This is a genomic window from Undibacterium sp. GW821-FHT11H02, from assembly GCF_058808015.1.
Map to the genome: position 1 here is coordinate 12,229 of NZ_JBXARG010000001.1, position 25,092 is coordinate 37,320.

The 25,092-nt window shown below is 45.4% G+C and carries 15 protein-coding genes and 1 tRNA gene; 9 read left to right on the forward strand and 7 right to left on the reverse strand.

Annotated features, from left to right (window positions below; genetic code table 11):
* The first annotated feature begins 33 nt into the window (after window positions 1-33).
* Both AC1RR2_RS00060 and AC1RR2_RS00065 read left to right on the forward strand, forming a co-directional pair.
* Window positions 34-1,347, forward strand: coding sequence for an ABC transporter permease (locus AC1RR2_RS00060; protein ID WP_493220262.1), 1,314 nt, complete (start codon window positions 34-36; stop codon window positions 1,345-1,347).
* 184 nt (window positions 1,348-1,531) lie between these two features.
* Window positions 1,532-3,877, forward strand: coding sequence for a TonB-dependent receptor plug domain-containing protein (locus AC1RR2_RS00065; RefSeq protein ID WP_493220263.1), 2,346 nt, complete (start codon window positions 1,532-1,534; stop codon window positions 3,875-3,877).
* Between the two features lie 37 nt (window positions 3,878-3,914).
* Here the strand turns inward: AC1RR2_RS00065 and AC1RR2_RS00070 are convergent, their stop codons facing one another.
* The 3 genes from AC1RR2_RS00070 to AC1RR2_RS00080 all read right to left on the reverse strand — a co-directional run bounded on the left by AC1RR2_RS00070 (window position 3,915) and on the right by AC1RR2_RS00080 (window position 9,617).
* Window positions 3,915-6,716 (reverse strand): diguanylate cyclase, encoded by a 2,802-nt coding sequence (locus AC1RR2_RS00070; protein ID WP_493220264.1) that lies wholly within the window; start codon window positions 6,714-6,716, stop codon window positions 3,915-3,917.
* 225 nt (window positions 6,717-6,941) lie between these two features.
* On the reverse strand, window positions 6,942-8,729 hold the full coding sequence (tfpB, locus tag AC1RR2_RS00075; protein WP_493220265.1) for a type IV pilus assembly ATPase TfpB: 1,788 nt from the start codon (window positions 8,727-8,729) through the stop codon (window positions 6,942-6,944).
* 78 nt (window positions 8,730-8,807) lie between these two features.
* Window positions 8,808-9,617: a spermine/spermidine synthase domain-containing protein gene (locus tag AC1RR2_RS00080; RefSeq protein ID WP_493220266.1), complete on the reverse strand. Its 810-nt coding sequence runs from the start codon at window positions 9,615-9,617 to the stop codon at window positions 8,808-8,810.
* 263 nt (window positions 9,618-9,880) lie between these two features.
* Between AC1RR2_RS00080 and AC1RR2_RS00085 the strand changes: the two genes are divergently transcribed.
* Window positions 9,881-10,339: an outer membrane lipoprotein gene (locus AC1RR2_RS00085; protein ID WP_493220267.1), complete on the forward strand. Its 459-nt coding sequence runs from the start codon at window positions 9,881-9,883 to the stop codon at window positions 10,337-10,339.
* Between the two features lie 76 nt (window positions 10,340-10,415).
* Here the strand turns inward: AC1RR2_RS00085 and htpG are convergent, their stop codons facing one another.
* A complete protein-coding gene (gene htpG, locus AC1RR2_RS00090; RefSeq protein WP_493220268.1) occupies window positions 10,416-12,329 on the reverse strand; it encodes a molecular chaperone HtpG in 1,914 nt (637 codons plus the stop codon).
* Window positions 12,330-12,653: 324 nt separating this feature from the next.
* On the opposite strand from htpG, the gene typA reads away from it, so the two are divergent.
* From typA to AC1RR2_RS00110, 4 genes are all read left to right on the forward strand, one after another.
* Window positions 12,654-14,489 carry a translational GTPase TypA gene (gene typA / locus AC1RR2_RS00095; protein WP_493220269.1) on the forward strand — a complete coding sequence of 612 codons (1,836 nt, stop codon included), beginning with the start codon at window positions 12,654-12,656 and terminating at the stop codon, window positions 14,487-14,489.
* A gap of 149 nt (window positions 14,490-14,638) precedes the next feature.
* The gene (locus AC1RR2_RS00100; RefSeq protein WP_493220270.1) at window positions 14,639-15,538 is read left to right on the forward strand and encodes a DMT family transporter; all 900 of its coding nucleotides are present in this window, start codon (window positions 14,639-14,641) and stop codon (window positions 15,536-15,538) included.
* Window positions 15,539-15,663: 125 nt separating this feature from the next.
* Window positions 15,664-17,061, forward strand: a complete 1,398-nt coding sequence (trhP, locus tag AC1RR2_RS00105) for a prephenate-dependent tRNA uridine(34) hydroxylase TrhP (RefSeq protein WP_493220271.1) — start codon at window positions 15,664-15,666, stop codon at window positions 17,059-17,061.
* Window positions 17,062-17,335: 274 nt separating this feature from the next.
* A complete protein-coding gene (locus tag AC1RR2_RS00110; protein ID WP_493220272.1) occupies window positions 17,336-18,112 on the forward strand; it encodes a hypothetical protein in 777 nt (258 codons plus the stop codon).
* A 38-nt stretch (window positions 18,113-18,150) separates the two neighbouring features.
* Here AC1RR2_RS00110 and aptA read toward each other — a convergent pair whose 3' ends face one another.
* The gene (aptA, locus tag AC1RR2_RS00115) at window positions 18,151-19,470 is read right to left on the reverse strand and encodes an omega-aminotransferase AptA (RefSeq protein ID WP_493220273.1); all 1,320 of its coding nucleotides are present in this window, start codon (window positions 19,468-19,470) and stop codon (window positions 18,151-18,153) included.
* 314 nt (window positions 19,471-19,784) lie between these two features.
* Here aptA and AC1RR2_RS00120 point away from each other — a divergent pair, with 314 nt between their 5' ends.
* Both AC1RR2_RS00120 and dusA read left to right on the forward strand, forming a co-directional pair.
* On the forward strand, window positions 19,785-19,928 hold the full coding sequence (locus tag AC1RR2_RS00120) for a DUF3079 domain-containing protein (protein ID WP_493220679.1): 144 nt from the start codon (window positions 19,785-19,787) through the stop codon (window positions 19,926-19,928).
* Window positions 19,929-20,123: 195 nt separating this feature from the next.
* Window positions 20,124-21,143 (forward strand): tRNA dihydrouridine(20/20a) synthase DusA, encoded by a 1,020-nt coding sequence (gene dusA / locus AC1RR2_RS00125; RefSeq protein ID WP_493220274.1) that lies wholly within the window; start codon window positions 20,124-20,126, stop codon window positions 21,141-21,143.
* Window positions 21,144-21,283: 140 nt separating this feature from the next.
* Here dusA and AC1RR2_RS00130 read toward each other — a convergent pair.
* Both AC1RR2_RS00130 and AC1RR2_RS00135 read right to left on the reverse strand, forming a co-directional pair.
* A tRNA-His gene (locus tag AC1RR2_RS00130) sits at window positions 21,284-21,359 on the reverse strand.
* A 364-nt stretch (window positions 21,360-21,723) separates the two neighbouring features.
* Entirely contained in the window at window positions 21,724-24,894 is a 3,171-nt protein-coding gene (locus AC1RR2_RS00135; RefSeq protein ID WP_493220275.1) for an EAL domain-containing protein, read from the reverse strand.
* Window positions 24,895-25,092 lie beyond the last annotated feature (198 nt).

Here is a 25,092-nt window from a genome sequence, read left to right on the forward strand (position 1 = left end):
AATTCCAACAAAAATAGAAACGGACGACTCACTATGATTCCCCTGATAGCTTTAATTCGAAAAGACCTGATTTTATTTGTGAATGATAAGCGCGCCTTGTTGTTGACCTTGTTGATGCCTATAGTTCTTGCTGCTTTCTTTGGCTATATTTTCGGTGGTAGCGGCAAACAAGAGGCAGCAAAAATTGAGATCGGCGTGGTGCAGCAAGATGAGCATCTGATTAGTAAAAATATCGTCGCTGGTTTGCAGGCAGAAAGCGCCTTAAACGCTAAGTTATTGACTTTAGAACAGGCGCAAGAATTGGTGCGTAAAGGCAAGCTGAGTGTCGCCGTAGTATTACCTGCGGGATTTGGCGAGGCCGCTGGTGCTGCTTTGTTTAATGCTAAAGCCAAGCCGGAATTGACCTTACTGTTCGATCCTTCGCAAAATGCCATGCTGGCGATGGTGAAAGGTATGCTGACGCAACAAGTGATGCAAAGCGTGAGCGGTGAAATGTTTTCAGGCAAGGCGGGCGGTCAATTTGCCGATAAAAGTTTGGAGCAACTGGCACAAAATCAAAGCGAAGGTAAAGTAAAGCCACAGGATAGAGAACTAACTGAATTTCTAACTAGCTACAAAAAATTTCAGACCTCTCAAGCTTCCGCTAGTGAGCAATCTAGTACTGCCGCAAAACCCGGCTTAAGCATGCCATTCACGACAAGTGAACAAGCGATGGTGGCAAATGATGGACTTCATGGTCAATACAATGGCTATGCCCACTCATTTGCCGGCATGATTGTACAGTTCATCTTGTTTATGGCAATCGACGCGGGTATTTCGGTTCTGTTGGCGCGTAAGCAGGGTATTTGGAAGCGTTTGTTGGCGGCGCCGATATGGCTAAATACTTTGATCGTGGCACGAGCTTTATCCTGTGCGTTGATTGCTTTTGTTGTGACTGCCCTTATTTATGTCGTTGCCGTTACTTTGTTTAAAGTGCAGATATTGGGAAGTATGTTGGGGCTGATCGCCATTGCACTTAGTTTTGCCTTGATGACCGCCAGTTTTGGTTTGCTAATTGCAGCATTTGGCAAGACACCGGAAGCAGCCCGCGGTATTTCGATTTTCGCGACCTTACTTATGGTGATGTTAGGCGGTGCTTGGGTGCCGTCGTTTATGTTCCCAGCGTGGTTGCAAAGTATCACATTGTATATACCGACACGTTGGGCGGTGGATGGATTTGATGCGATGACTTGGCGCGGTTTGGGTTTCGATGCAGCCTTGCCCAATGTGAGCGTATTGTTAGCATTTACAGCTGTATTTTCGATACTGGCTTTGTGGCGTTTCAACGCGAACAAAGAACAGCACTGATTTTTGAATGCCCACGTATCCTTAAGTAACAGTAATCGGCTGCTTGTTTCAAATTCATACAAAATTGACCAAGCAATTGTGGCTGTGCAGGTAAGAATTGAAAATATAATGGCGACAGCAAAGTGTCGACTAGCCATTGCCTTTTTTCATACTTATCTATTTTAAATAAAGCCTAAGAAAAATAATGATTACGCCAAACTTCAAATTGAGTGCTGTCGCGCTTGCTGTTAGCAGTTTGTTTGTGTTTGAAAGTGCTTATGCGCAAAGTGAAACTGTCAACACGAATAAAGCGCAGGAAGAGCAAACCAAGAAAAGTAAAGAAGAAGCAAAAACGCCTGAAGAAAGAGCTAAAGCCATTGACGCCATGCGCAAAGCGAATGCGCAAAGAAATGCAGCCGCTTTAAAAGCAGTATCAGAACAAAATCAGCAAGCCGTTCAGAAAGTAACCGTCAACGGTAGTAAACAATCCGATGTTGATTTGCGCCGCAATTCTATCGCAGGCAAAATTATCGTAGGCCGTGAAGAATTAGATCGCGACGGTGATTCCAGTGTAGGCGAGATCTTGAAACGTCTGCCGGGCGTGACGACGGGGGGGCGTCCAGGGCGAGGTGGCGATATTCGCATGCGTGGTATGGGTGGCGGTTATACACAAATTTTATTAAATGGCGAACGGCCGCCACGTGGTTTTTCTATGGAGTCGCTGTCACCCGATCAAGTGGAAAGAATCGAAGTGATGCGAGGTCCTGTAGCTGAATTTAGTACGCAAGCGATCGCTGGTACGATTAATATTGTTTTACGTGAAGAATACCATCCTAAAGACGTTGATTTGAAATTGTCTTTAGGCATGGAACAAGGTCGTGTCGCACCGAATTTGTCCATCACTTATCCAGGACAGCTAGGTGAATTAAATTATGCTTTGAGCGGCTCTATTTTTAAAAATGGGCAGAATGATTTTGGCACCTCACAAAGAATTGAGCAGGCTGATGACGGTCATATTCAATTGGTGCAAGATCAGATTGACCAGACCAAACGTGAATCCAGCGGCATTCATTTTACGCCGCGTTTTAGCTATAAATTTGAGAATGGTGACAACCTGACTGTACAGCCATTTTTGATGAGCTCTCGCAGCCACTCCCGTACCAGTTCTGCAATCACGCAGACTCCTGAGACTTTAGACCCATTCACTCATTTGGCACCTGTCGCATCAGCAAATTCAAACGGAAATTCTGATTCGACTTTCTTTCGCTTCAATTCAAATTATCAGCATCGATTCGAAGATACAGCGAAATTGACTTTGAAAATTGGCGGCGGTGTAGGGCGTTCCAATAGCGATAGTCTGCGTACACAATTTGCAAAAAATGGCGAGCAATTGAATTTGATCACCGACGTGAACAACACGCGGGATAACTCCTTCAGCACGGGCGGTAAATACACGACACCAATCGGCGACAAGCAAAATCTGGCAGCCGGTTGGGATATCGAAAACAGTCAGCGTCAGCAAAAGCGTGTTTCTCTGGACAATGGCAGGCCGCAGTTTAGCGATTCTGGCGACAACTTAGATGCTTCGACGCGGCGCGTTGCGGCTTGGGTGCAAAATGAAATTGATATTAATGCGCAGTGGTCTGGCTATGCGGGTCTGCGCTGGGAGGGCATTAAGACGCATAGCAGCCGATCCAACTATATTGTCGATAATTCGACCAGCGTATTTAGTCCTATCGTCCATGCCGTGTATCGAATTCCTGATTTTGGTAAGGACCAAATTCGCATGGGCTTGACCAGCAGCTATCGTGCTCCTGCTTTGAATGATGTAATTGCCGTACCAGCGATTTCACCTTTAAACGGTCCAACTCGTCCTGATCGGACTGGTAATCCGAATTTAAAACCAGAACTATCACGTGGTATCGATATCGCCTATGAGCATTATCTGAAAAGCGCAGGGATTATGAGCGTCAATTTATTCATTAAGAATATCGATGACCTGATACGCCGTCGCACCGAACAGGTAAAAATAGGCAATGAGTTACGTTGGGTCAATTCGCCGATTAATATTGGTCATGCCGTGGCAAAAGGCATAGAACTTGAGGCGAAATTTCAAGCTCAGGAATTTTTTCCAGAAGGTCCAGCAATCGACATCCGTACTAATTACAGCCGATTTTGGTCGAACGTGGACGATGTTAAAGGCCCTAATAACCGTCTCGATCAGCAGCCGACCCAAACTGCCAACCTAGGCCTCGATTATCGTGTGAGTGGCTTGCCTTTAAGTATGGGGGGCAATATTAACTGGACCCCAGCCTATGTGAATCAAACCAGCGATACGCAAACCAGTAGTTATGGCATTAAGCGCCAGTTGGATGTGTACACTTTATGGAAATTGTCACCGACTGCCAAAATTCGCTTGTCTGCCAGTAACTTACAAGCCAATGATTCGCTTAACGGCAGTACGGTGTATGTCGGTGGTGTTCACTACTTACAGAGTAATCGTTCCAAAACTTATACGGTATTCAACCTGCGCTTGGAATTGAAGCTGTAAATTTTGATAGCGTCATTAACTGAAATGCGATCCCAACTTAACTGGCATTGATCGCATCATTTAAGTCCCGCACATTATGCGTAATAATTTGAATCAAGCCTGACTGCGCTGCTTGTTGCGGATGGCGCATGACACGGTTATAAAAATCATCGGTTTGCGGTAATAATTCTAGTTGTACATGAGGTGCTTGTGTAATTCCTATGCAAGCATTTCTACCGCCCTTTTTGACCATGTACAGACCCTGATCTGCAAAATTGATGACTTGAGACCAGGTGATTAAATGGGGTTGTTTGGGCAGGAAGGGGAAGCTCGCATAACCAACTGAGCAGGTGCGAGAAATTTCCACGTCGTCGAGTAATTTAAACGGGCAAGACGACACGGTCTGTCGTATTCTTTCTGCGACTATGCCTGCATCTCTGCGGTTACAGCTACGCGCAACCACTAGAAACTCTTCACCGCCCCAGCGTATTAAGTAGTCAGATTCGCGGAAGACGCTTTGCAGGCGATCTCGCATTTGAATTAATACCATGTCGCCACTAGCGTGACCGTAAGTATCATTGACCGATTTGAAATGATCCAAATCGACCATAAAAAATACCAAGTCTTCATCATTGTTAAAGCCAGTTGATACTTGCTCTGTATCGAGCTGATCTTCATAAGCACGGACGGCTCTTGCTACATCACCTTCTATGTTTTGTAGTAGGAAGCGGCGATTTCTTAATCCCGTCAATGGATCTGTGATACTGACTTCTTCTAATTGATTTTGTGTTTCACGCAAAGCATGCAAGGTCGCTTGTAATTGTTTGTAAGCGGAGGCATTGTCGAGCGCGATTGCACCATAAGCAGCTAAAGTGCGCAAGATAGAGCGCTCGCGTTCTCCATATACGTGGGGGCGGGTTGATTGGATAGACATCACACCTAGCAAGCGTTCGCCGACGATCAAAGGCGTATAGAGCAGGCTCAGAGTTTCCATTGTGCCTGGGATAATGTAACGCCCGGTCGCTCCCGGTTCTCGCTCTAGAACAATCTCCTGACGCTCGCGAGCACAACGGGCGAAGGAAGAAATTGGATGATCAATGGCGGTGACAAAATTTGAAATAGCTTGACCATTTTCTATGCCAAATACGAACTCTAATGACAGTCCGTCAGCGGCTAATAATGAAATGCCAAAGCTGGTCGCATCTAATAATTCGTCTACGTGTCTGTGCAAAGCTTTAAATACGGCGTCGACATTCAGATTGGCGGTGATTTCACGTCCAATTAAACCTAAGGTTTCTAATGTATTACTCGATTCTTGTAGGCTGCTTGCACGGGCTGCTTCAGTTTTGGCAATTTGCTTGTGATACTCGGCATCTGAGCGATGGCGCTCATTATCATGCTTGACCTGCATCGCCGTAGCGCGATTGCGGGCTTCGTGCAAGCGTCTGTTTTCTTTTGCTTTCGCAGCTAACTTTGCGTAGTGAAATGCGGATTCAAAATTCTTTATTTGTGCATAGTTATCTGCAATATCGTCGAGTAGTGTTGCGGGGATATTTCCAGCTTTCAGATGTTCACATAGGGCCAGAGCTTCTAATAGATAGGTCAAACTGAGTTGGCTAGCAGTACTGACCGCCGACATTAATTCAGGGTGTTTTTTTGCCAGCTCCGCATAGACGCATAAACACTTGATCTGCTCATCGAGATTTTTTTGTTCGCGTGCAATGCTCAAGGCCTGTTGGATTTTCTCGTGCGCCAATGTTGGCTGTCCCAGTCGACAATAAGCAATTGCCTGTCCACGCCAACAATCTGAGATGAAAACAGGTTCGTTATGCACTTGAATCCGTTCGGCAGCTAGTTCGAAGAAGCGTAATGCTTCGGCAGGCGTTTCTAAGTCGATAGACAGATCACCGAGGTAGGCCAGCGTATGGGCGAAGGTGCGTGAGCCAGATATTTTTTCCTGTATGCTGAGCGACTCCATCAGTTTTTCTTTAGCATCCGCGTAGCGTTCTAACAGGCGTAAGGCATTACCTGTTTGTAATAGTGCAATGGCCAATGAACTTGGCCATTGCTGTTGTCGGGCTAAGGCTAAAGCAGTTTCGTCCCACTCCAAAGCTGAGTCTAAGTCACCTAAAGTCGCAAAAGAATCACCCGCATTCGTGGCTGTCAAGATCGCTTGTCGAATCTGGCCGGTGTCGAGTGCGGCTCTGTGGGCTTGTATATGCAAACGACATGATTCGCCCAGCTCTCCGATTTTATTCGCGACGATAGCACGCGCACTATCTAACCATGCAACGACAGCAAGCGGATAAGTAAAAGCCTTGGAGAAGTGTTTATCAAGTAACAGTGCAGTTTGATTTGGATCGTTGATCGCACCGTTGTGTAATTTACGGGCTAAGGCGATTTGGTAGCGTATGTTATCTTTGGCGATATGATACTGCTCGATTGCGGCATTTAAGAATTGATCGCGTTGATCAATTTCGCCTAGGTCACGATGGATAGAACTTAACAGAAAGCAAGTGTCACCCATGGCAGAGAAGTCATGCATTAGGTTGAAGCTTTGCAATGCCAGCTGCGCATTTTTCTCAGCGATACCAAGCTCGCCGTTTAACCAATGAATTTCACTGCGGATTAAGTTGATTCTGGCGTCGAGAATAATACGTTCGTCTGGCGTCACCTGCTGAAGATGATCTTGCTGCAATAAGGCGCTAGCTTCCCTGCTTAGTACCAAAGCGCGGTGACAATCACGTTGACGCAAATACCATGCGAGTTGTATTAATACTTGAAGGCGCGGCAGGGCTTCAAGTGATGAAACCATCGTTTCAATCGCATTAACTTCACTGTCTAAAGCGTATAAATCCATTATCAGATCGCATCCCAAAACCAGTCTGTAAGCAATTTATATTGAGCTTATAGTGAACTTAATATGAGCCCAAAGCGAACTGGTTCGACAATCTAACACAAAGATTTATGCTTGAAACACATGGTGGAAGAAAGTTTTTAGTGGCAAGGTTTATTTTGATTTTCGTTTTGATGTTAATGATTTCTTCTTGAAAACTTGGGTGAAGCCGCTTTCGAATTTAATTTATCAAAATAAGGCTGAAGTTACTTTCAAAACTTCTTCTGCCGTTGTGACGCCGTCAATAATTTTGTGTGCACCTGCAATACGCAGAGGTTTCATATCGTCGTCGATGGCTTGTTTGCGTAAAGCATGAATGTCGGCGTCCTGTTGTATTAACTTACTAAATGTCTGCGTGACCGTTAGTAATTCATACAATCCGGTTCGTCCTTTGTAGCCCGTTTGACGGCATTCCAAGCAACCTACGGGACGGTATATTTTCGACGGTTTTTCAATTTTCCAATCCTCGACCAGTGCTGACCACACCGGATCTTGAATTTCGCCATCGTCAGATTTGCAATGCGGGCATAAAGTCCGGACCAGGCGTTGCGCCAAGATACCTACGATGGTCGCTTCCAATAAATAGTAAGGGACGCCTAATTGCAACAAGCGCATGATAGCGGAAGGGGCATCATTGGTATGTAAGGTGGATAGCACTAAATGTCCGGTCAATGCCGCCTGGATTGCCATTTCGGCTGTTGGCAAATCACGTATTTCACCCACCATGATGATGTCGGGATCCTGCCGCATCAGAGCGCGTATGCCATCGGCAAAGGATAGGTCTATGTTTGATTGGACCTGCATTTGGTTGAACGAACCTTCTACCATTTCAATCGGATCTTCCACGGTGCAGACATTGACGTCGGGTGTGGCCAAAGCTTTCAAGGTCGTATATAAAGTCGTGGTTTTCCCCGAGCCCGTCGGTCCTGTTACTAAAATAATGCCGTGCGGTTTTTTTGTCAGATTGGCCCAACGTAGAGCGTCATTTTGTGGGAAGCCCAACTCCGGCAAAGTTTTTACCACGACTTCAGGATCAAAAATACGCATCACTAATTTTTCGCCGAAAGCGGTTGGCAACGTGGATAAACGTAGCTCAACTTCTTGCCCATCGGCGGTACGAGTTTTGACGCGACCATCTTGCGGACGGCGTTTTTCGATAACATCCATTCGACCCAATAACTTAATGCGCGCTGTCATCGCGATCATCACAATGGGTGGCACTTGATACACCTGATGCAAGACACCATCAATACGAAAACGTATTACCGCCATGTCGCGTTTTGGCTCCAAATGTATGTCCGAAGCGCGCTGGTCGAAAGCGAATTGCCACAACCAATCGACAATGTTAATCACGTGTTGGTCGTTGGCGTCGACTTGTTTATTCGATTTGCCGAGCTCAACCAATTGTTCGAAGTTATTTCGTAAGGCGACGTCGTTGCCGTTGGCTTTACGTGCATCTTTAATGGATTTTGCTAAAGAAAAAAACTGTGCCGTGTATTGCGCAATATCGAGTGGATTTGCCAGAACTAACTTGATTTCTTTTTGTGTGATCTTGGTGATTTCGTCCAGCCACTCATTATCATAAGGATCGGTCGTGGCGATAGTGACACTATCGTTGTTAGCCTCGACCGGTAAAATATTAAAGCGAGTTGCATACGTCGATGACATGACGTCTGAGACTTTTGTAAAGTCAATTTTAAGAGGATCGATGCGATAGAAAGGCACACCCACTTTGCGCGCAGCCCATTCTGTAACCCAATCCAGCGTGAGCAAGTGCTGTGAGCGTGATGCTGAATACAATTTTGCCTGAGCAATTGCGGTGAACGGATGCATGTTGGCGGCTCCGTTTTTGAGTATTCCTCGCGTGTGATTAAACGCTGCTTTGGCATCTTCTTTTTTGACTATGCCGTCTTCCATCAACCACGTAAAAATTTGCTGTAAGTTTAAATTTTTGGGTGTCGGATTCATAGTGTGCATTCGTTAGAATAAAAGGGCGATGCCATGGCTAGGTTGATGTTATGCAAATCGTATCGATGTATTTGTGCAGCGCTATTTTTATTCTTGCGTTTTTTTCAGCCCATCTACCCAGCTGCTTGCAGGTAATTTGGTTCGTAATTGGATCGCTTTGGCTCGCTCGTACAGTACGCCCAGGTCGAGTTTGAGTCGCTGCTTAAATGCAATGGCCACGACGTTTCCGTCATGCACCTCAGGTAAACACAAGACCGTGCCAAATACATAGCGCAAAACCTTGATGTTTTTGGCAAAACTCGGGTGGTCACCGAATAGATTGACGGTCAATACGCCGTCTGCCGACAAACAATCAGCACAAGCTTGATAAAATTCAGTCGTATCGAGTACTGGACCACGCGCTGTGGCGTCATACAAATCAACTTGCAAGGCTTGGAATTGATCATGATGCTCGCTATCAAGCACAAAATCCATCGCGTCCATTTCAATAACTTTGAGCCTTTCATCGTTTGGCGGCAATTTAAACATGCTTTCACACACCATAATGACGGCTGGATTTAAATCAATTGCTGTGACTTTGGCATTGGGAAATTGCCGATAACAAAATTTGGTGAGGGCGCCAGTGCCCAAACCGAGTTGTGCGATTTGCTTAGGGCTATCATGAAATAGCATCCACGCCATCATTTGCTGTGCGTACTCCAATTCTAACCAGTCCGGCTTGCGCAAGCGCATTGCACCTTGCACCCATTCAGTACCAAAATGAAGATAACGTACGCCGTCATGTTCCGATAAGGTAACCGGTGCAAATTTTGGTTTGCGTGGCGTGTCTTTTTTGCCAGCACTCGGACCGGAACGATAATTGGATTCAGCTTCTATGGATTTTCGTTTGATTAACATGATAAGAAGTAGGCTGGCGAAGGCGGAAATGTCTTGAATTGAAACAAATGCTTACGATAAAAGAGCAGCAGAGATTGATTGTAAACGCTATGTTATTAGATGTGTCATTGATTTATCGTCGCATTGTCATAATATTCGAAGTGACATTGTTTCTCGATCAAATTGTCAACTGAATGTTAAATGTGACGTTGTAGCCGGACAGGTAAGCAAATTGTGCATTCTATTTATGTGATGCTGACGTCAAACCAAGTAAGGAGTTTATTTTGAAAAAATTATTAATTGTTGCTGCGGTGATCGCTTCTGCCTCAACTATGACAGCTTGTGTTTCGACACATACTTCTGGCAGTGTTTATCGGCCTTATCAGACTCAGAACGAAATGTCAGTTCGTATGGGCGTGGTTGAATCTGTACGTGAAGTGACTATAGATGGCGGTCGTAGCGGTGTCGGTACTTTAACGGGTGCTGCTTTAGGTGGCTTAGCGGGATCTAGTTTGGGCGGCGGTCGCGGCTCGACGGCAACTGGTATCGTTGGGGCTGTGGTAGGCGGGATTATTGGTAATAACGTAGAGTCCAATGCGAACACACGTCGTGGTGTAGAGATTACCGTGCGTCTCGACAATGGCGAAATGAAGGCAATTACGCAAGATGCCGACGAAACTTTCCGCCCTGGTGAGCGAGTGCGTTTATTGTCAGATCGCCGTACTACGCGGGTCACGCATTAAATTTGTTTGACCGTAAAATAAAAAAACCGGAATTTTGAGTTCCGGTTTTTTTATTCTTGGCTGAAGTTTGATCTATTTATTTGCTGACATTCAGTAGCATTTCGTTCAGGCGCTTTACAAATGCGCTTGGATCATCAAGCGTGCCGCCTTCAGCTAAAGCTGCCTGGTCAAACAAGATGTGTGACCAGTCATTGAATTTCGCTTCTTCATACTTCAAACGCTGTACCAATGGATGATCTGGATTCACTTCCAAAATCGGCTTAGATTCTGGCGCTGCCTGACCTGCGGCTTTCAACATACGTACCAAATTGCCTGAAAGTTCGTTTTCGTCAGCGACTAAGCAAGCTGGTGAATCAGTTAAGCGGAAGGTAATGCGCACATCTTTAGCTTTATCGGTCAAAGCGGTTTTCATTTTTTCAACCAGATCTTTAAATTGCGTTTCTGTTTCTTCATGTTGCTTTTTTTCGGCCTCGTCTTCCAGCTTACCCAGATCCAGATCGCCTTTTGCAACGGAAACCAAATCTTTACCTTCAAACGCTGTTAAGAACGACAACATCCATTCGTCAACGCGATCGGTGAGCAATAAAACTTCCACGCCTTTCTTGCGGAAAATTTCCAGATGCGGGCTATTTTTTGCTGCGGCAAAGCTATCGGCCGTCACATAATAAATCTTATCTTGGCCTTCCTTGGCGCGGGCAAGGTAGTCAGCCAGTGACACGGTTTGCGCTTCGTTGTCATTATGCGTAGAAGCAAAACGGAGCAAGGCGGCGATACGATCTTTGTTAGCAGCATCTTCACCGATACCTTCTTTCAAAACTTGACCAAATTCTTTCCAGAAGCTGGCAAATTTCTCTTTCTTGCTTTCTGCCTCATCGCCTTCCGCGTTGGCCAAATCTTCCAACATGCCTAGCACGCGTTTGGTGGAGCCCTCGCGGATCGCTTTGATATCGCGTGACTCTTGCAAAATTTCACGAGATACATTTAAAGGCAAATCGTTGGAATCAATAATCCCTTTCACAAAACGCAAATAAACTGGCATTAATTGTTCTGCGTCGTCCATGATGAACACACGTTTGACGTAGAGCTTGATGCCGCCACGTTTATTGCGGTCCCACATATCAAACGGTGCGCGGCTTGGAATGTACAGCAACTGCGTATATTCGCTACGACCTTCGACGCGATTGTGCGTGTGTGTCAACGGTGCGGTGTAATCGTGCGAAATATGCTTGTAGAATTCAGTGTATTGCTCAGGCGTGATGTCAGATTTACTGCGCGCCCACAATGCACTGGCTTGATTAACGGTTTCGAGTTCGTCTTTCAGAACTTGTTCTTTTTTCTCATCATCCCATTCTTCTTTTTGCATCAAAATAGGCAAAGAGATGTGGTCAGAATAAGTGCGGATAATGGATTTGAGTTTCCAAGAAGAGAGGAAATCATCTTCACCTTCGCGCAAATGCAAAGTGATAGACGTGCCGCGATCTTCTTTCGTAATTTGCTCTACACTGAAATCGCCGGCGCCAGCAGATTCCCAGCGCACGCCTTCGCTTGCTGCGGTGCCGGCACGACGTGATTCCACTGTCATTTTGTCGGCAACGATGAAGCCTGAGTAGAAACCAACACCAAACTGACCAATCATGGCCGCATCTTTTTGTTGATCACCGGATAGTTTAGAAAAGAATTCTTTAGTTCCCGATTTGGCAATCGTACCAAGATGGTTCACTGCGTCATCACGCGTCATACCAATGCCATTGTCGCTGATCGTAATCGTGCGTGCAGCTTTGTCGAAACTAACTTTGATCTTTAATTCGGAATCATTTTCGAACAAGCTGGCATCGTTAATTGCTTCAAAACGCAGTTTGTCGGAGGCATCCGAAGCGTTAGAAATGAGCTCTCTTAAGAAAATTTCTTTGTTTGAATACAAAGAATGGATCATCAATTGGAGCAATTGTGAAACTTCTGCTTGAAATCCCAGGGTTTGTTTTTCTGACATGCTTTCCTCGATATTTAAGAATTAACGGAGTCGATGAATCAACTTAAGTGAGCATCAAATGTGGTGCTAACTTGATATTTCAAGAGGGGCTATGTAATTTTTCTGCGCTCACTTTGACTGTGGGCATTGATTCTTGGTGCAAGGACTGACGTCGCGAAAGCCTCAACAGGCTTGCCAGAAAATCCTCTTTTTGTCATCAATGCGTAGTAAGTCTTTGAAATAATGACGAAAATATCTGCATTGTTTGTAATCGAGACGTAAGTTTTGCATTGCAGCATGCTATAATCGTCGGTTATTCGAATCACCTCCCATATAAATACAATCATGACCAACAATACACGCGCTATTCGCAACATCGCCATTATCGCTCACGTTGACCACGGCAAAACTACGCTAGTGGATCAATTGCTGCGCCAATCTGGTACTTTCCGTGATAATCAACAAGTTGATAATCGCGTTATGGATTCCAACGATATTGAGAAAGAGCGCGGTATCACGATTCTTTCCAAAAACTGTGCAGTTGAATACAAAGGCACACACATCAACATCGTTGACACGCCAGGCCATGCCGACTTCGGTGGCGAAGTTGAACGTGTATTGTCCATGGTTGATAGCGTGTTGTTGCTGGTTGATGCGCAAGAAGGCCCAATGCCACAAACGCGTTTCGTAACACGTAAAGCTTTGGCTTTGGGTTTGAAGCCTATCGTGGTTGTGAATAAGATTGACCGTGAAAACGCGGATCCGCAAAAAGCCGTTAACGCGACATTTGAATTGTTCGACAAACTCGGTGCGACTGATGAACAGTTAGATTTCCCTATCGTTTACGCGTCTGGTTTCAAAGGCTATGCCGGCTTAGAAGACACAGTACGTGACGGTAACATGGAGCCCTTGTTTGATGCCATCTTGAAACACGTTCCTGCGCGTGAAGATGATCCAAACGGTCCATTGCAATTGCAAATCACTTCTTTGGAATACTCTTCTTACGTTGGTAAGATCGGCGTTGGTCGTATCTTGCGTGGCCGCGTTCGTGCAGGTCAAGACGTTGTTTGGATGAATGGCCCTGAAGACAAGCCAAGCAAAGCACGTATTAACCAAGTGTTGACATTTAAAGGCTTGGACCGTGTATTGACTGATGAGGCATTGGCTGGCGACATCGTTTTGATCAACGGTATTGAAGAGATCAGTATCGGTTCCACCATTTGCGCACCGGATGCACCGGAAGGTTTGCCAATGTTGAAGATCGATGAACCAACATTGACGATGAACTTCATGGTGAATAGCTCACCATTGGCTGGTCGTGAAGGTAAGTTCGTAACAACACGTCAGATTCGTGATCGTTTGGATCGTGAATTGAAATCCAACATGGCGTTGCGTGTAGTACAAGCTGAAGGTGATGATTCTACGTACGAAGTATCTGGTCGCGGCGAATTGCATTTGACGATTTTGATCGAAAACATGCGTCGCGAAGGTTTTGAATTGGCTGTTTCTCGTCCACGCGTTGTTTTCAAAATGGTGGATGGCGTGCGCCACGAGCCGTATGAGAACTTGACGGTTGACGTAGAAGAAAACAACCAAGGCGGCGTGATGGAAGAGCTCGGTCGTCGTCGTGGTGATTTGCAAAACATGGAACCGGACGGCAAAGGCCGTGTGCGTTTGGAATACCGTATTCCAGCACGTGGCTTGATCGGCTTCCAAGGCGAATTCATGACATTGACACGCGGTACTGGTTTGATGAGTCACGTGTTTGATGAATACGCACCAGTTGATAATACAAAAGGTGAAATGGCTGGCCGTCGTAACGGCGTGTTGATTTCTCAAGATGATGGCGCTGCTGTTGCTTACGCTATTTGGAAATTGCAAGACCGCGGTCGTATGTTCGTAGTCCATAACGATCCAGTGTACGAAGGCATGATCATCGGTATTCACTCACGTGATAACGATTTGGTTGTGAATCCAATCAAAGGCAAGCAATTAACTAACGTTCGCTCTTCTGGTACGGACGAAGCGGTACGTTTGGTTCCACCAATTCAAATGAGTTTGGAATATGCCGTTGAATTTATTGAAGACGACGAATTGGTCGAAGTAACACCGAAGAGCATTCGTTTGCGTAAGCGTTTCTTGAAAGAACACGAGCGTAAAAAAGCGTCTCGCGAAGCTTAATTGAATGGACGACTAGTCGATTTATTCGTAAATAAAGATACAGGTTCAGCTAATTCTTAGCATTCATGTTGAGAATGACGCGGTATCACAAGAAGCCCGCTTGATTCTTTGTCAAGCGGGTTTCTGTTTTATATCTCTGGAGTAAACTCATGCGGCAGCCCAGCCACAAAACTGCTTTAGTGTTAATGATTATTGCGCCAACGATGTGGAGCACAGCGGGCGTCTTATCGCGCCAGCTGGAATCTGCACGTGGCTTTGAAGTGAGTTTTTGGCGGAGTTTTTTTGCCGCCATTTTTGTTGGCTTAGCTTTGGTATGGCAGCACAAAGGCAAACTTGGTCAAAAGCTGCTAAGCCTTGGTCGTTATGGCCTGGCATCCGGTTTTATGTGGGCAGCCATGTTCACTTGCTTTATGTTAGCACTGACCATGACCACAGTGGCGAATGCCTTGATCGTAGAGAGTTTCGCACCGCTATTGACTGCGATCTTCGCCTGGATCTTTCTGGCCGAAAAAATTCCAAATCGAACTTGGTTAGCGATTTTCGTCGCTTTCGCCGGTATGTTATGGATGTTTGTTGATGGTTTTTCTAAGCTTGATGCGAGTGGTTTGATCGGTGTGATGTTGGCTTTATGCGTGCCTTTCGCGGTTGCGGCAAACGTGATTATCCTGAAGAAGGGCGGGCAGCATGTGGATTTAATTCCTGCTGTTTTAATTGGCGGAATTTTGTCGGCAGCTTTGATGTTGCCATTCGCCTTACCTTTGACGGCATCCTTGCACGACCTAGTGATCTTGGCTACTTTAGGCGTGTTTCAACTCGGATTACCCTGCATGATCATGGTGCATGCGGCAAAAGGCTTGAGTGCACCGGAAATTTCATTATTGTCTCTGCTCGAAGTGGTGCTCGGACCTTTTTGGGTCTGGCTGGCGATCGGCGAAGAGCCCGCAAAAGCGACGCTGCTAGGCGGCTCGGTTGTTTTATTTGCTTTGATATTTAATGAAGTGATGGCGTTCCGTCAGGAGCGCTTGTTAAAGCCTTTAAAAAACAATTAGAAAAAGCACCAAGCTTGTCATAGCACAGAGCGCGCAAGCGAATTTGTGCAAAAATTCCCTCAAATTGATTAACTTTAAGCGTTCTCAACCCGTTTGAGATCGCGGTATTTTTAGATGGTGTCCCTATGTCAAATCCTACGTCAGCTTCAAGTTCAGCAAAGTTAAAAGCGCCGGAATTACTCTTACCCGCAGGCTCTTTAGAAAAAATGCATGCAGCATTTGATTTTGGTGCGGATGCGGTGTATGCCGGACAGCCACGCTACAGTTTGCGCGCTCGCAATAATGAATTTTCTACATTGGATATCCTGCAGCAAGGTATAGACGGCGCGCATGCCCGAGGCAAATCTTTCTTCGTAGCCAGCAATATTTTTCCGCATAACTCTAAATTAAAAACCTATCTGAATGATATGGAACCGGTCATCGCAATGAAGCCGGACGCTTTAATTATGGCTGATCCGGGCTTGATCATGATGGTGCGTGAGAAGTGGCCAGAAGTGAATGTACATTTATCCGTGCAAGCGAATGCGGTTAACTGGGCAGACGTGAAATTTTGGCAAAAGATGGGCTTAACCCGCGTGATTTTGTCGCGCGAATTATCCTTAGATGAAATTGAAGAAATCAAACAGCGTTGCCCGGAAATGGAGCTCGAAGTGTTCGTCCACGGCGCTTTGTGTATCGCTTACTCAGGACGCTGTTTATTGTCAGGTTACTTCAATCATCGTGACCCGAATCAAGGAACTTGCACCAATTCTTGTCGCTGGGATTACAAGGTTGAAAACGCGACTGAAAATGAGACGGGTGACCTGCAGCGCATTCCGGTTGAAACTATCAAGTTCGATTTCAATAAAGCTTTGGAAGATGCGAATCAGTCATTCTCTGCGATGGGGGATATGCCGCGTCATCCTTTGGCGGATCGTCCATATTTGGTGGAAGAAGCAGGGCGCCCAGGTAGTTTTATGCCGATACTGGAAGACGAGCACGGCACTTACATCATGAATTCAAAAGACTTACGTGCGATCGAGCACGTTGAACGCTTGGCAAAAATTGGTGTCGATTCGCTCAAAGTGGAAGGCCGTACCAAGTCTTTGTATTATGTCGCTCGTACCGCACAAACGTATCGTCGTGCGATTGATGATGCGGTGGCTGGCCGTCCGTTCAATGAGCAATTGCTTGGTGAATTAAATGGTCTAGCGAATCGTGGTTATACCGATGGATTTTACCAACGTCATCACACCCAAGAGCATCAAAACTATATGGAAGGTGTATCAAAGGCACATCGCAGTCAGTATGTCGGCAATGTCTTGTCCGTCGCGGATGGTTGGGCTGAAGTCGAAGTAAAAAATCGTTTCTCGGTCGGGGATAAGATAGAAATCATTCACCCAAGTGGCAATGAAATCGTCGATCTGGCGGCGATCCGAAATAAACATAATGAGGCGATTGATGTGATCGGCGGTGCCGGCCATAAAGTGCGTATTCCGCTTGACGCGAAGTATGATAAGGCTCTGTTAGCACGAATGTTGTAAGGATATTCTTTGGTTGTGAATGTTCAAAATGAGACTTATGACGCTCCCGAATTACTTATTAAGCGATCCTTGCATTTAATTGACTGGCATTAGGCCACAAGCATTTTTTGAATCGTTAATTTGTGTTTCATCCCCTGCGAAATTGCTTGCCGCTGTTTGCTTGGCGGCGAATAATATCAGTGCAGATACACTGACGGTTTCTATTTCTCATTGATGGTTTTTCAGTAAGAAATAGTAAGCTTAGATTATAGAAAAGCTGAATGAAGAGGCTGGGATGGGATTGTTTTGTTTGAAGTGGTATGCCTCGATGATGTGGTCCGGTTCACTATTTGTTTGTTTGCTTGGTGGACTTTTTTTTAGTATGCCAGCTACCAGCAGTCAGATAATTCGGCTTTACTATAACGAAAGACCGCCGTTTCTGGAGTCGCAAGAAAACGCTCAGGTCGCTGGGCTCACTGCAACACCCGCGCGCCAGGGATTTGAACGTGCTGGCATTGCCTATGAGTGGAAAAAGGCGACAGCCGAAACACAATTGGATGTAATACGTGCTAATCGCGAGCCAGCTTGTCTGGTGGGGTGGTACCGATTGCCCGAACGTGAATTGATAGGTAAATTTTCTGATCCAATTTATGTCGGACAGCAGATGATAGCTTTGCATTTGGCTAGCAATAAAAAAATCGATGGAAGAGTTAAAGTAAGTCACTTATTTCAAGATAAGAATCTAATCCTGTTGGTAAAAAATGCCTACTCTTATGGCAAACGTCTGGATCATTTGATTAACGAGTTTGCCCCACGAACTGAAGTCGCGAATGCCGAAAATTTGAATATGCTGAGCATGCTGGTATATCAGCGCGCTGATTACTTTCTGCTCGGCGAAGAAGAGGCGATGGCGCTGATAAAACGATCCGCTTACCCGAAAAGTAATTTTAAATTCACTTATTTTCAAGAGCCAATTCATGAAGATAGCCGGCACTTATGGTGTAGTAAACAAGTGCCGGATAGTGTCATTAAAAAGTTCAATGCCGCATTGGCGAAAAAATCCGTGCGCTAGAATTGAATTGCAATATTTAGGTTGACCTAGGGTTCAAATCATGACGCGTTTGCGTGCTCGTTGATCGCATCAGTCAGTCGAGAAAATAAGCTATCAATTTGCTCTCTATTGATGATAAGCGGCGGCGATAAGGCAATGATGTCGCCGGTAGTGCGAATTAAGACATCTTTTTCCCAGAAACATTTTTCAAAAATGTCATAGGCACGCGTCGTCGATTTGCCGCTTTGTGGCTCTAATTCTATGCCGCAAACCAAGCCTAAATTTCGTATGTCCTTCACATATGGTAAGCCACGCAAACTATGAGCAGCTTGTTCAAAGTAAGGCGCCATTGCCTCAGCTGCCTCAAATATTTTTTCTTCCTCGTAGACTTCGAGAGTGGCAATCGCTGCAGCACATGCCAGTGGATGAGCGCTGTAAGTATAGCCGTGGAAAAATTCGATTTGATCCTGAGGGGCGGCATTCACCAAGGTATCATGCACCATCTGCGCAGCGATGACCGCCCCCATGGGAACGGCGGCATTTGTCAGGCCTTTGGCGCAAACGATCATGTCGGGTTTAACAGCAAAATAATCAGCGGCAAAGGGCTTGCCCAAGCGTCCAAATCCGGTAATCACTTCGTCGAAAATCAATAAAATACCGTGTTTAGTACAGATGTCGCGCAGCTTTTGCAGATAGCCTTGTGGCGGCACAATCACACCGGTTGAGCCTTGCATTGGCTCCACAATTACTGCTGCAACGCTGGAAGGATCGTGTAGAGTTAATAAACGCAATTCCAACTCATCTGCTAACTCAGCACCATGCGCAGGCATGCCTTTACTAAATGCATTCTTGGCGATATTCAGAGGATGACGCAAGTGGTCAACGCCACTTAAGCCAGGGCCAAATTGCTTGCGATTGCCAGCGATACCGCCGACCGAGATGCCGCCAAACCCCACGCCATGATAACCGCGTTCTCTGCCTATCAAGCGACAGCGCGCTGCGTCGCCGCGCGCGCGATGATAGGCGAGTGCCATCTTTAAGGCGGTATCAACCCCTTCTGAACCATCGTTACAAAAGAACACCCGGTTTAAGCCTTCTGGCGCAATGGCCGCGAGTTTGCTTGCCGCTTGGAAGGCCAGTGGATGTCCCATTTGAAAGGTCGGCGCAAAATCCAAAGCTGCTGCTTGAGCTTGTATTGCCTGTACGATTTTTGGGTGATTGTGACCAGCATTCACGCACCATAACCCGGCGGTGCCATCGAGAATTTCACGTCCGTCATCTGTCGTGTAATGCATACCTTTGGCACTTTGCAATAGCCTAGGTTTGCTCTTGAATTGTCGGTTGGCGGTAAATGGCATCCAAAAATGGTCGGTTTGCATGAAGTCGCTTTCGAAAAAGTAATGTGGTGATTGATTTGTGGTGCTGCCATTATTTTGCGTCTTAGGCGGTCATCCTAGGTTCTACATTAACTCCGATTGTGTCACGTTACCGACAGGCCGTCCAATCCTGTGGACAGGATTTCTTTCTACAGAAAGACTGATGTGCTCATTTAATAAAGCTTGCTGCCGCTTCGAATTTTTCTTGCTTTCAGTCAAAGTTTTGGCCTGCGTTTGTTTGAAATTATTCAATGCCAATATCAAATTCACGTATAAATGGCGCCTACGATCAAATGACGGCAGAGACATTTAAATTAATGACCAAGAAATTTCCTCTTAGTCCAAGTAATCCAGAACGTATTTGCTGGGGGTGCGATCACTATTGTCCCAGCGATTCACTCGCATGCGGTAATGGTGCTGATAGAACTGCACATCCATCTGAGTTGTTTGGCCCTGATTAGCAAGTTTGGGAATTAGCCCAATTATCAATTGATAAACAAGCTTCGAAGACAAAATGAAAGTAGGATTTTGGGATACTTTGACTGCTAGAAAATCTTGTTTTTCTATTATTTGAGTCGCTGATTGTGAGGGCAAAATAAGCGTAGCCAGGTCACAAAGGTTACAATAGCGCCTGTTTATTTTTGCCTGTTTCTATTGTGAATTTTCCCGTACTGCCTTCGCGCCGCATCTCTGTGGCCCCCATGATGGATTGGTCCGATCGTCATTGTCGATTGTTTCACCGTCATATTTCCCGCCATACCTGGCTCTACACTGAAATGGTCACCACCGGCGCTATTCTTTACGGTGATATCGCACGTCATTTAGATTTTAATCAAGAAGAGCACCCGGTCGCCTTGCAATTGGGCGGTAGCGAGCCTGCCGATTTGGCACTGGCGGCAAAACGTGGGCAAGAGTGGGGTTATGACGAAGTTAATTTGAATTGTGGTTGTCCTTCAGAGCGCGTACAAAAAGGTGCATTTGGTGCCTGTTTAATGGCAGAGCCCAACTTAGTGGCCGATTGCGTGAAAGCGATGCGTGACGTGGTCGACATCGACGTCACCGTAAAGCACAGGATAGGCATTGACGATGTTGATTCTTATGATTTTGTCAGAGATTTTGTTGGACAAATCGCGGAGGCGGGATGTAATACTTTTGTGGTGCATGCCAGAAATGCCATCTTAAAAGGATTATCACCGAAGGAAAATCGTGAAGTGCCACCGCTGAAATATGATTACGCCTATCGTCTGAAAAAAGATTTCCCCAGTTTGGAAATTATCATTAATGGTGGCATCAAGACCGAACAGGAGATTGATGAGCATCTATTGCATGTCGATGGCGTCATGTTGGGACGTGAGGCCTACCACAACCCTTACTTCATGACGAATTTTGATGCGCGCTATTATGGCGATACCAGTACCCCTAAAACGCGGGAAGAAGTCATATTGGCAATGTTGCCTTACATTCGTGAGCAATTACAAAAATTCGGTGAGAATGGCAAGGGATTGAAACTCAATAGTATTACTCGTCACATGCTAGGTTTGACCTTCGGCCTAGTCGGCGCCCGCGCTTTCCGACAAACTTTGTCAGATACGAAAAAATTAGCTTTGAATAATCCTGAATTGTTGCTTGAAGCGATGCAAAAAGTAAAAGCAGCAAATCCGGGATTGGATGGGTAGAGACGCTTACTTTTTGTCGATGAGGATCGCAGTTTCTATAATCGAACTCTGCGATTTTCATTGTGCTCTTCAATGACAACGCCAATTAATCGTTTAGAAAACAAAAAAGCCCGCAAAAGCGGGCTTTTTTATTCATTCTGTGGGGTGGACGATGGGGCTCGAACCCACGACAACAGGAATCACAATCCTGGACTCTACCAACTGAGCTACGACCACCACTGGATCACATGTTAGGTGCACAAGTGCACTGCAAGTGAGCCTCGCATTATACGAGGATTTGTTAAATCAGGCAAATCATTTCGTTTTGTTTGAATTGGCAGGGCACAAAAAAAGCCCGCAAACATCGCGGGCCAATATTCACAATAGGGTAGGAATACAATAAAACACAAACTACAGGTATGAATATAGAGAATCGGATCGTGGTCGGCTCAATATATTACAAATTCTTACGACTTGAACGGCATTGATACAATCTAAGGCACCGACTTTAGCTGAGGAGATTTGATCTTGGCGGCGATCGATTTGAGGTACGCTTTTTTATGAATTTCATATTTCGATCGCCGTTCTCTGAATCGCGACGTCATTCATTTGCTACAAATTTGGCTTTGCAAAGAAGCTCGAATTCATTGAGCGGAAGAGGGCGGCTAAAAAAGTAGCCTTGGAAAGTATGACAATCGGCAGCGAGTAAGAAGTCCCTTTGTTCCGCCAGCTCAACACCTTCCGCAATGACGCTTAAACCCAGGCTTTGACCCAGCGCAATGATGGTTTTGATGATGACTGCATCGTTGGGATCGCTTAAAACATCACGAACGAATGATTGATCGATCTTCAATTGATCTAAAGGTAGTCGCTTCAGATATGATAAGGAGGAATAGCCGGTACCAAAATCATCAAGTGAAAATGAGATACCAATCGATTTAAGTGCAAACATTTTTTCGATAACACTTTCGACCTCAGACACTAACAAGCTTTCTGTTAGCTCAAGTTTTAGATGGTTTGGATTGGCCCCAGTTTTTGCCAGAATATTGAGGACCTGTTGTACAAAATCTTTTTGACGAAATTGATTTGCGCTGACATTGACTGCCAAAATAAGGTGCATGGTTTCAGCTTTCTTCTGCCAGGCTGCGAGCTGTTGGCAGGCAGTTTCCAACACCCATTCCCCCAAAGGAAGAATCAAGCCAGTTTCTTCTGCTAGTGGAATGAAATCAGCTGGCGATACCATGCCGTGTTTTGGGTGTTGCCAACGGACTAGAACTTCAGCACCGTTTATCTGTTCATTGTCGTCAAATTGAGCTTGAAAAACTAAGAGGAATTGTTGCTCTGCGATGGCAGTATGTAAGTCATTTTCTAATGCGGCTCTTTGTATCACCGCAATTTCCATGGCTGGATCAAAGAAACACACGCCACTCTTTTCTGCGTCCTTTGCCCGTCCCATGGCCAGGTTGACTTGCTTCAGAAGTTCTTCAACTTCGAATTGATGGCCGCGAAACAAGCTTACACCGATATTCGATGTGCTGTGATGGCTACTTGATTCGAATAGGTAAATCTCATTGAGCGTACTTAATATTCTTGCCGCCATATCTTCTGTGTGTGTCGCGGCCTCTGCTTCATGCGTGCTGAGGCCTGCCAACATGACTATAAATTCATCACCACCTATGCGTGCGACTGTATCGCCTTCTCGCACACACTGATTTAATCTGCCAGCTACTTGTTGGATTAACTGGTCGCCGATGTCGTGACCTAATAGATCATTAATGCCCTTCAAGTCTATGTCGATAGAAAGCAGGGCGCAGTAACTATGATTTCGACTGCTGCTCGCCATATGTTGCTTGAGTCTATCTATAAGCAGCTGGCGATTGGGCAGTCCGGTCAATTGATCGAAGTAGGACAGATGATTGATTCTTTCGGCTGCGTGGCGACGTTCGGTCAGATCGTAATGTGCACCTATGTAATGTGTGACTTGTTTTTCGGCATTTTTTACTGCTGAAATGATCAGCCAATACGGCAATATTTCCCCATTTTTGTGTCTATCCCAGATTTCGCCTTGCCAGCTGCCGGTGTCTTGGATCGATTGCCACATCTCCGCATAGAACTCCTTACTGTGAGTCCCGGAGCGAAAGTAGCTTGGCTTCTTGCCTATGATTTCGTCGGCACTGTAGCCTAGGTTTTTTGTGAAAGCTTTGTTGACCCGCAGTATGCTACCTTCGGCATTGGTAATTAGCATTGATTCTTGTATGTCAAATGCAGAGGCGGCCAATCTGAGTTCGGCCTCGGCTTGTTTGCGCACGCTGATATCGGTTGCGATGCCCCGATAACCTTGAAATTTACCATTGCTGTCAAAAACAGGATCGCCACTGAGTGATAGGAAAATCTGTCGGTTTGCGTTGGTGGCAGGTGCTAATTCAATTTCCCGAAATGCAGAATGTTTGCAAAGCGTATCCCGAAAGCTTTCTTGAACCTGGGCGGCTAATTGAAGTCCGGGGATTTGCCATAGTAGATAGCCTATTAAATTGGTCGTTTGATCTCCTGTATTGAGGTTTCCTTGTTTGCTGAAAGTTCGTGAGATGAAGCGATGTTCGAGATTACTTTCCCAGTAAAAATCAGATGACATTTCAGTCAGTGTCTTGAAGCGGGCTTTGCTCTCAAGTAGTGCTTCATCCCGCAACTCCATTTTTCTAATTAAGTGATTGAAGGCGAGTATTAATTGACCGATTTCGTTGTTCTTGATTATGGCCAAGGTATGCAGTGGTTGATGATTTTCAATTAGCGATGAAATTGATTTTATTGTGGTGAAAATCGGCGAGAGTTGGCGCGTCAAGGTCCACCAGGTAAATCCACCAGCGAAAAGTGACAATACGACTGCAGCAATAATGAGGCATTGATGCATCAATTGAATAGGTGCAAAGGCTTGCTTAGTCGGTAAAGTGATGCTGAGATACCAGTCCGGTATTGGGATAGCTTTGATGGAACTGAGCGCTTCATTTCCAAAGTCATCCCTTGAGATTTCATAGGTTTTCTTGTGCGCCAGCTGTTCGTCACTAAACTGCTGAAAATCACGCGCCTCGAAGCCTTGCATAACTCGTTTTTTGTCAGAGGCTGTTATTAATAATTGATGCTGTAGCGATGCGATTTTGTAGCTTCCTAGATGCTGGTTGTTTGCGATGTGCAGATTGTCCAGAAAACTAGAGTGCGATAACTCAGTAATGCCTGCCAACGCGCCTATGACCTTGTTATTCCGGTCTCGGATTGGGACTGCCATCCCGAAAATAGGTGTGCCTAGCGCTTTTCCTATGACTGGCCGGCCTATGCTGTGTTTTCCATTCTCAATGGGAATGCGAATGTAGTCTCGGTCGAGATAGTGACGATTTGTTCTCCCTGAAGAAAATGGTATTGATGCACCCGCCTTTCCTTCGATGTTGGTAATGAACGCACCGCCATTAAACAAGTTTTGTAAGCTAGTGTGTCTTTCGAGTAGTGCTTGAGATTCGGTGAGATTGTCGAGTAGTTCTGGTGTAACAGTGGCAGCTATCGTGGCTAAGATATTGAACCTATGTTCGAATTCGTGATCGATTTCAGCGGCCATATAAGTAGCGCTAGCAAACTGTTGCTCACCCAATGCTTGCTGCATGTTGTTGCGTATGCTCTGATTAACATAAAAAGTCAGCATCCAAATGCTGAGTAAAAATATGATCAAGGTGGAAAACGTAACTCGGGTTTTGATAGAGCTTGGTGGCCAACTTTTTAGCTTCATAAGGGTTTTCTTGATTAATTGCGATTTAATGCCTTATGGCAATTTTATCTAAGTTGACTGTAACGCCTTTGAGAAAAAATAAAGGCCAATACAAAAGTGGTGATAAATAATTGAGATTTTGTTTTTTTCTTAAATTATTTAGGATTGTTGATATTGTTTTTGTCTGAGCGATTTTAAAAAAATTAAGCATATCGAGTT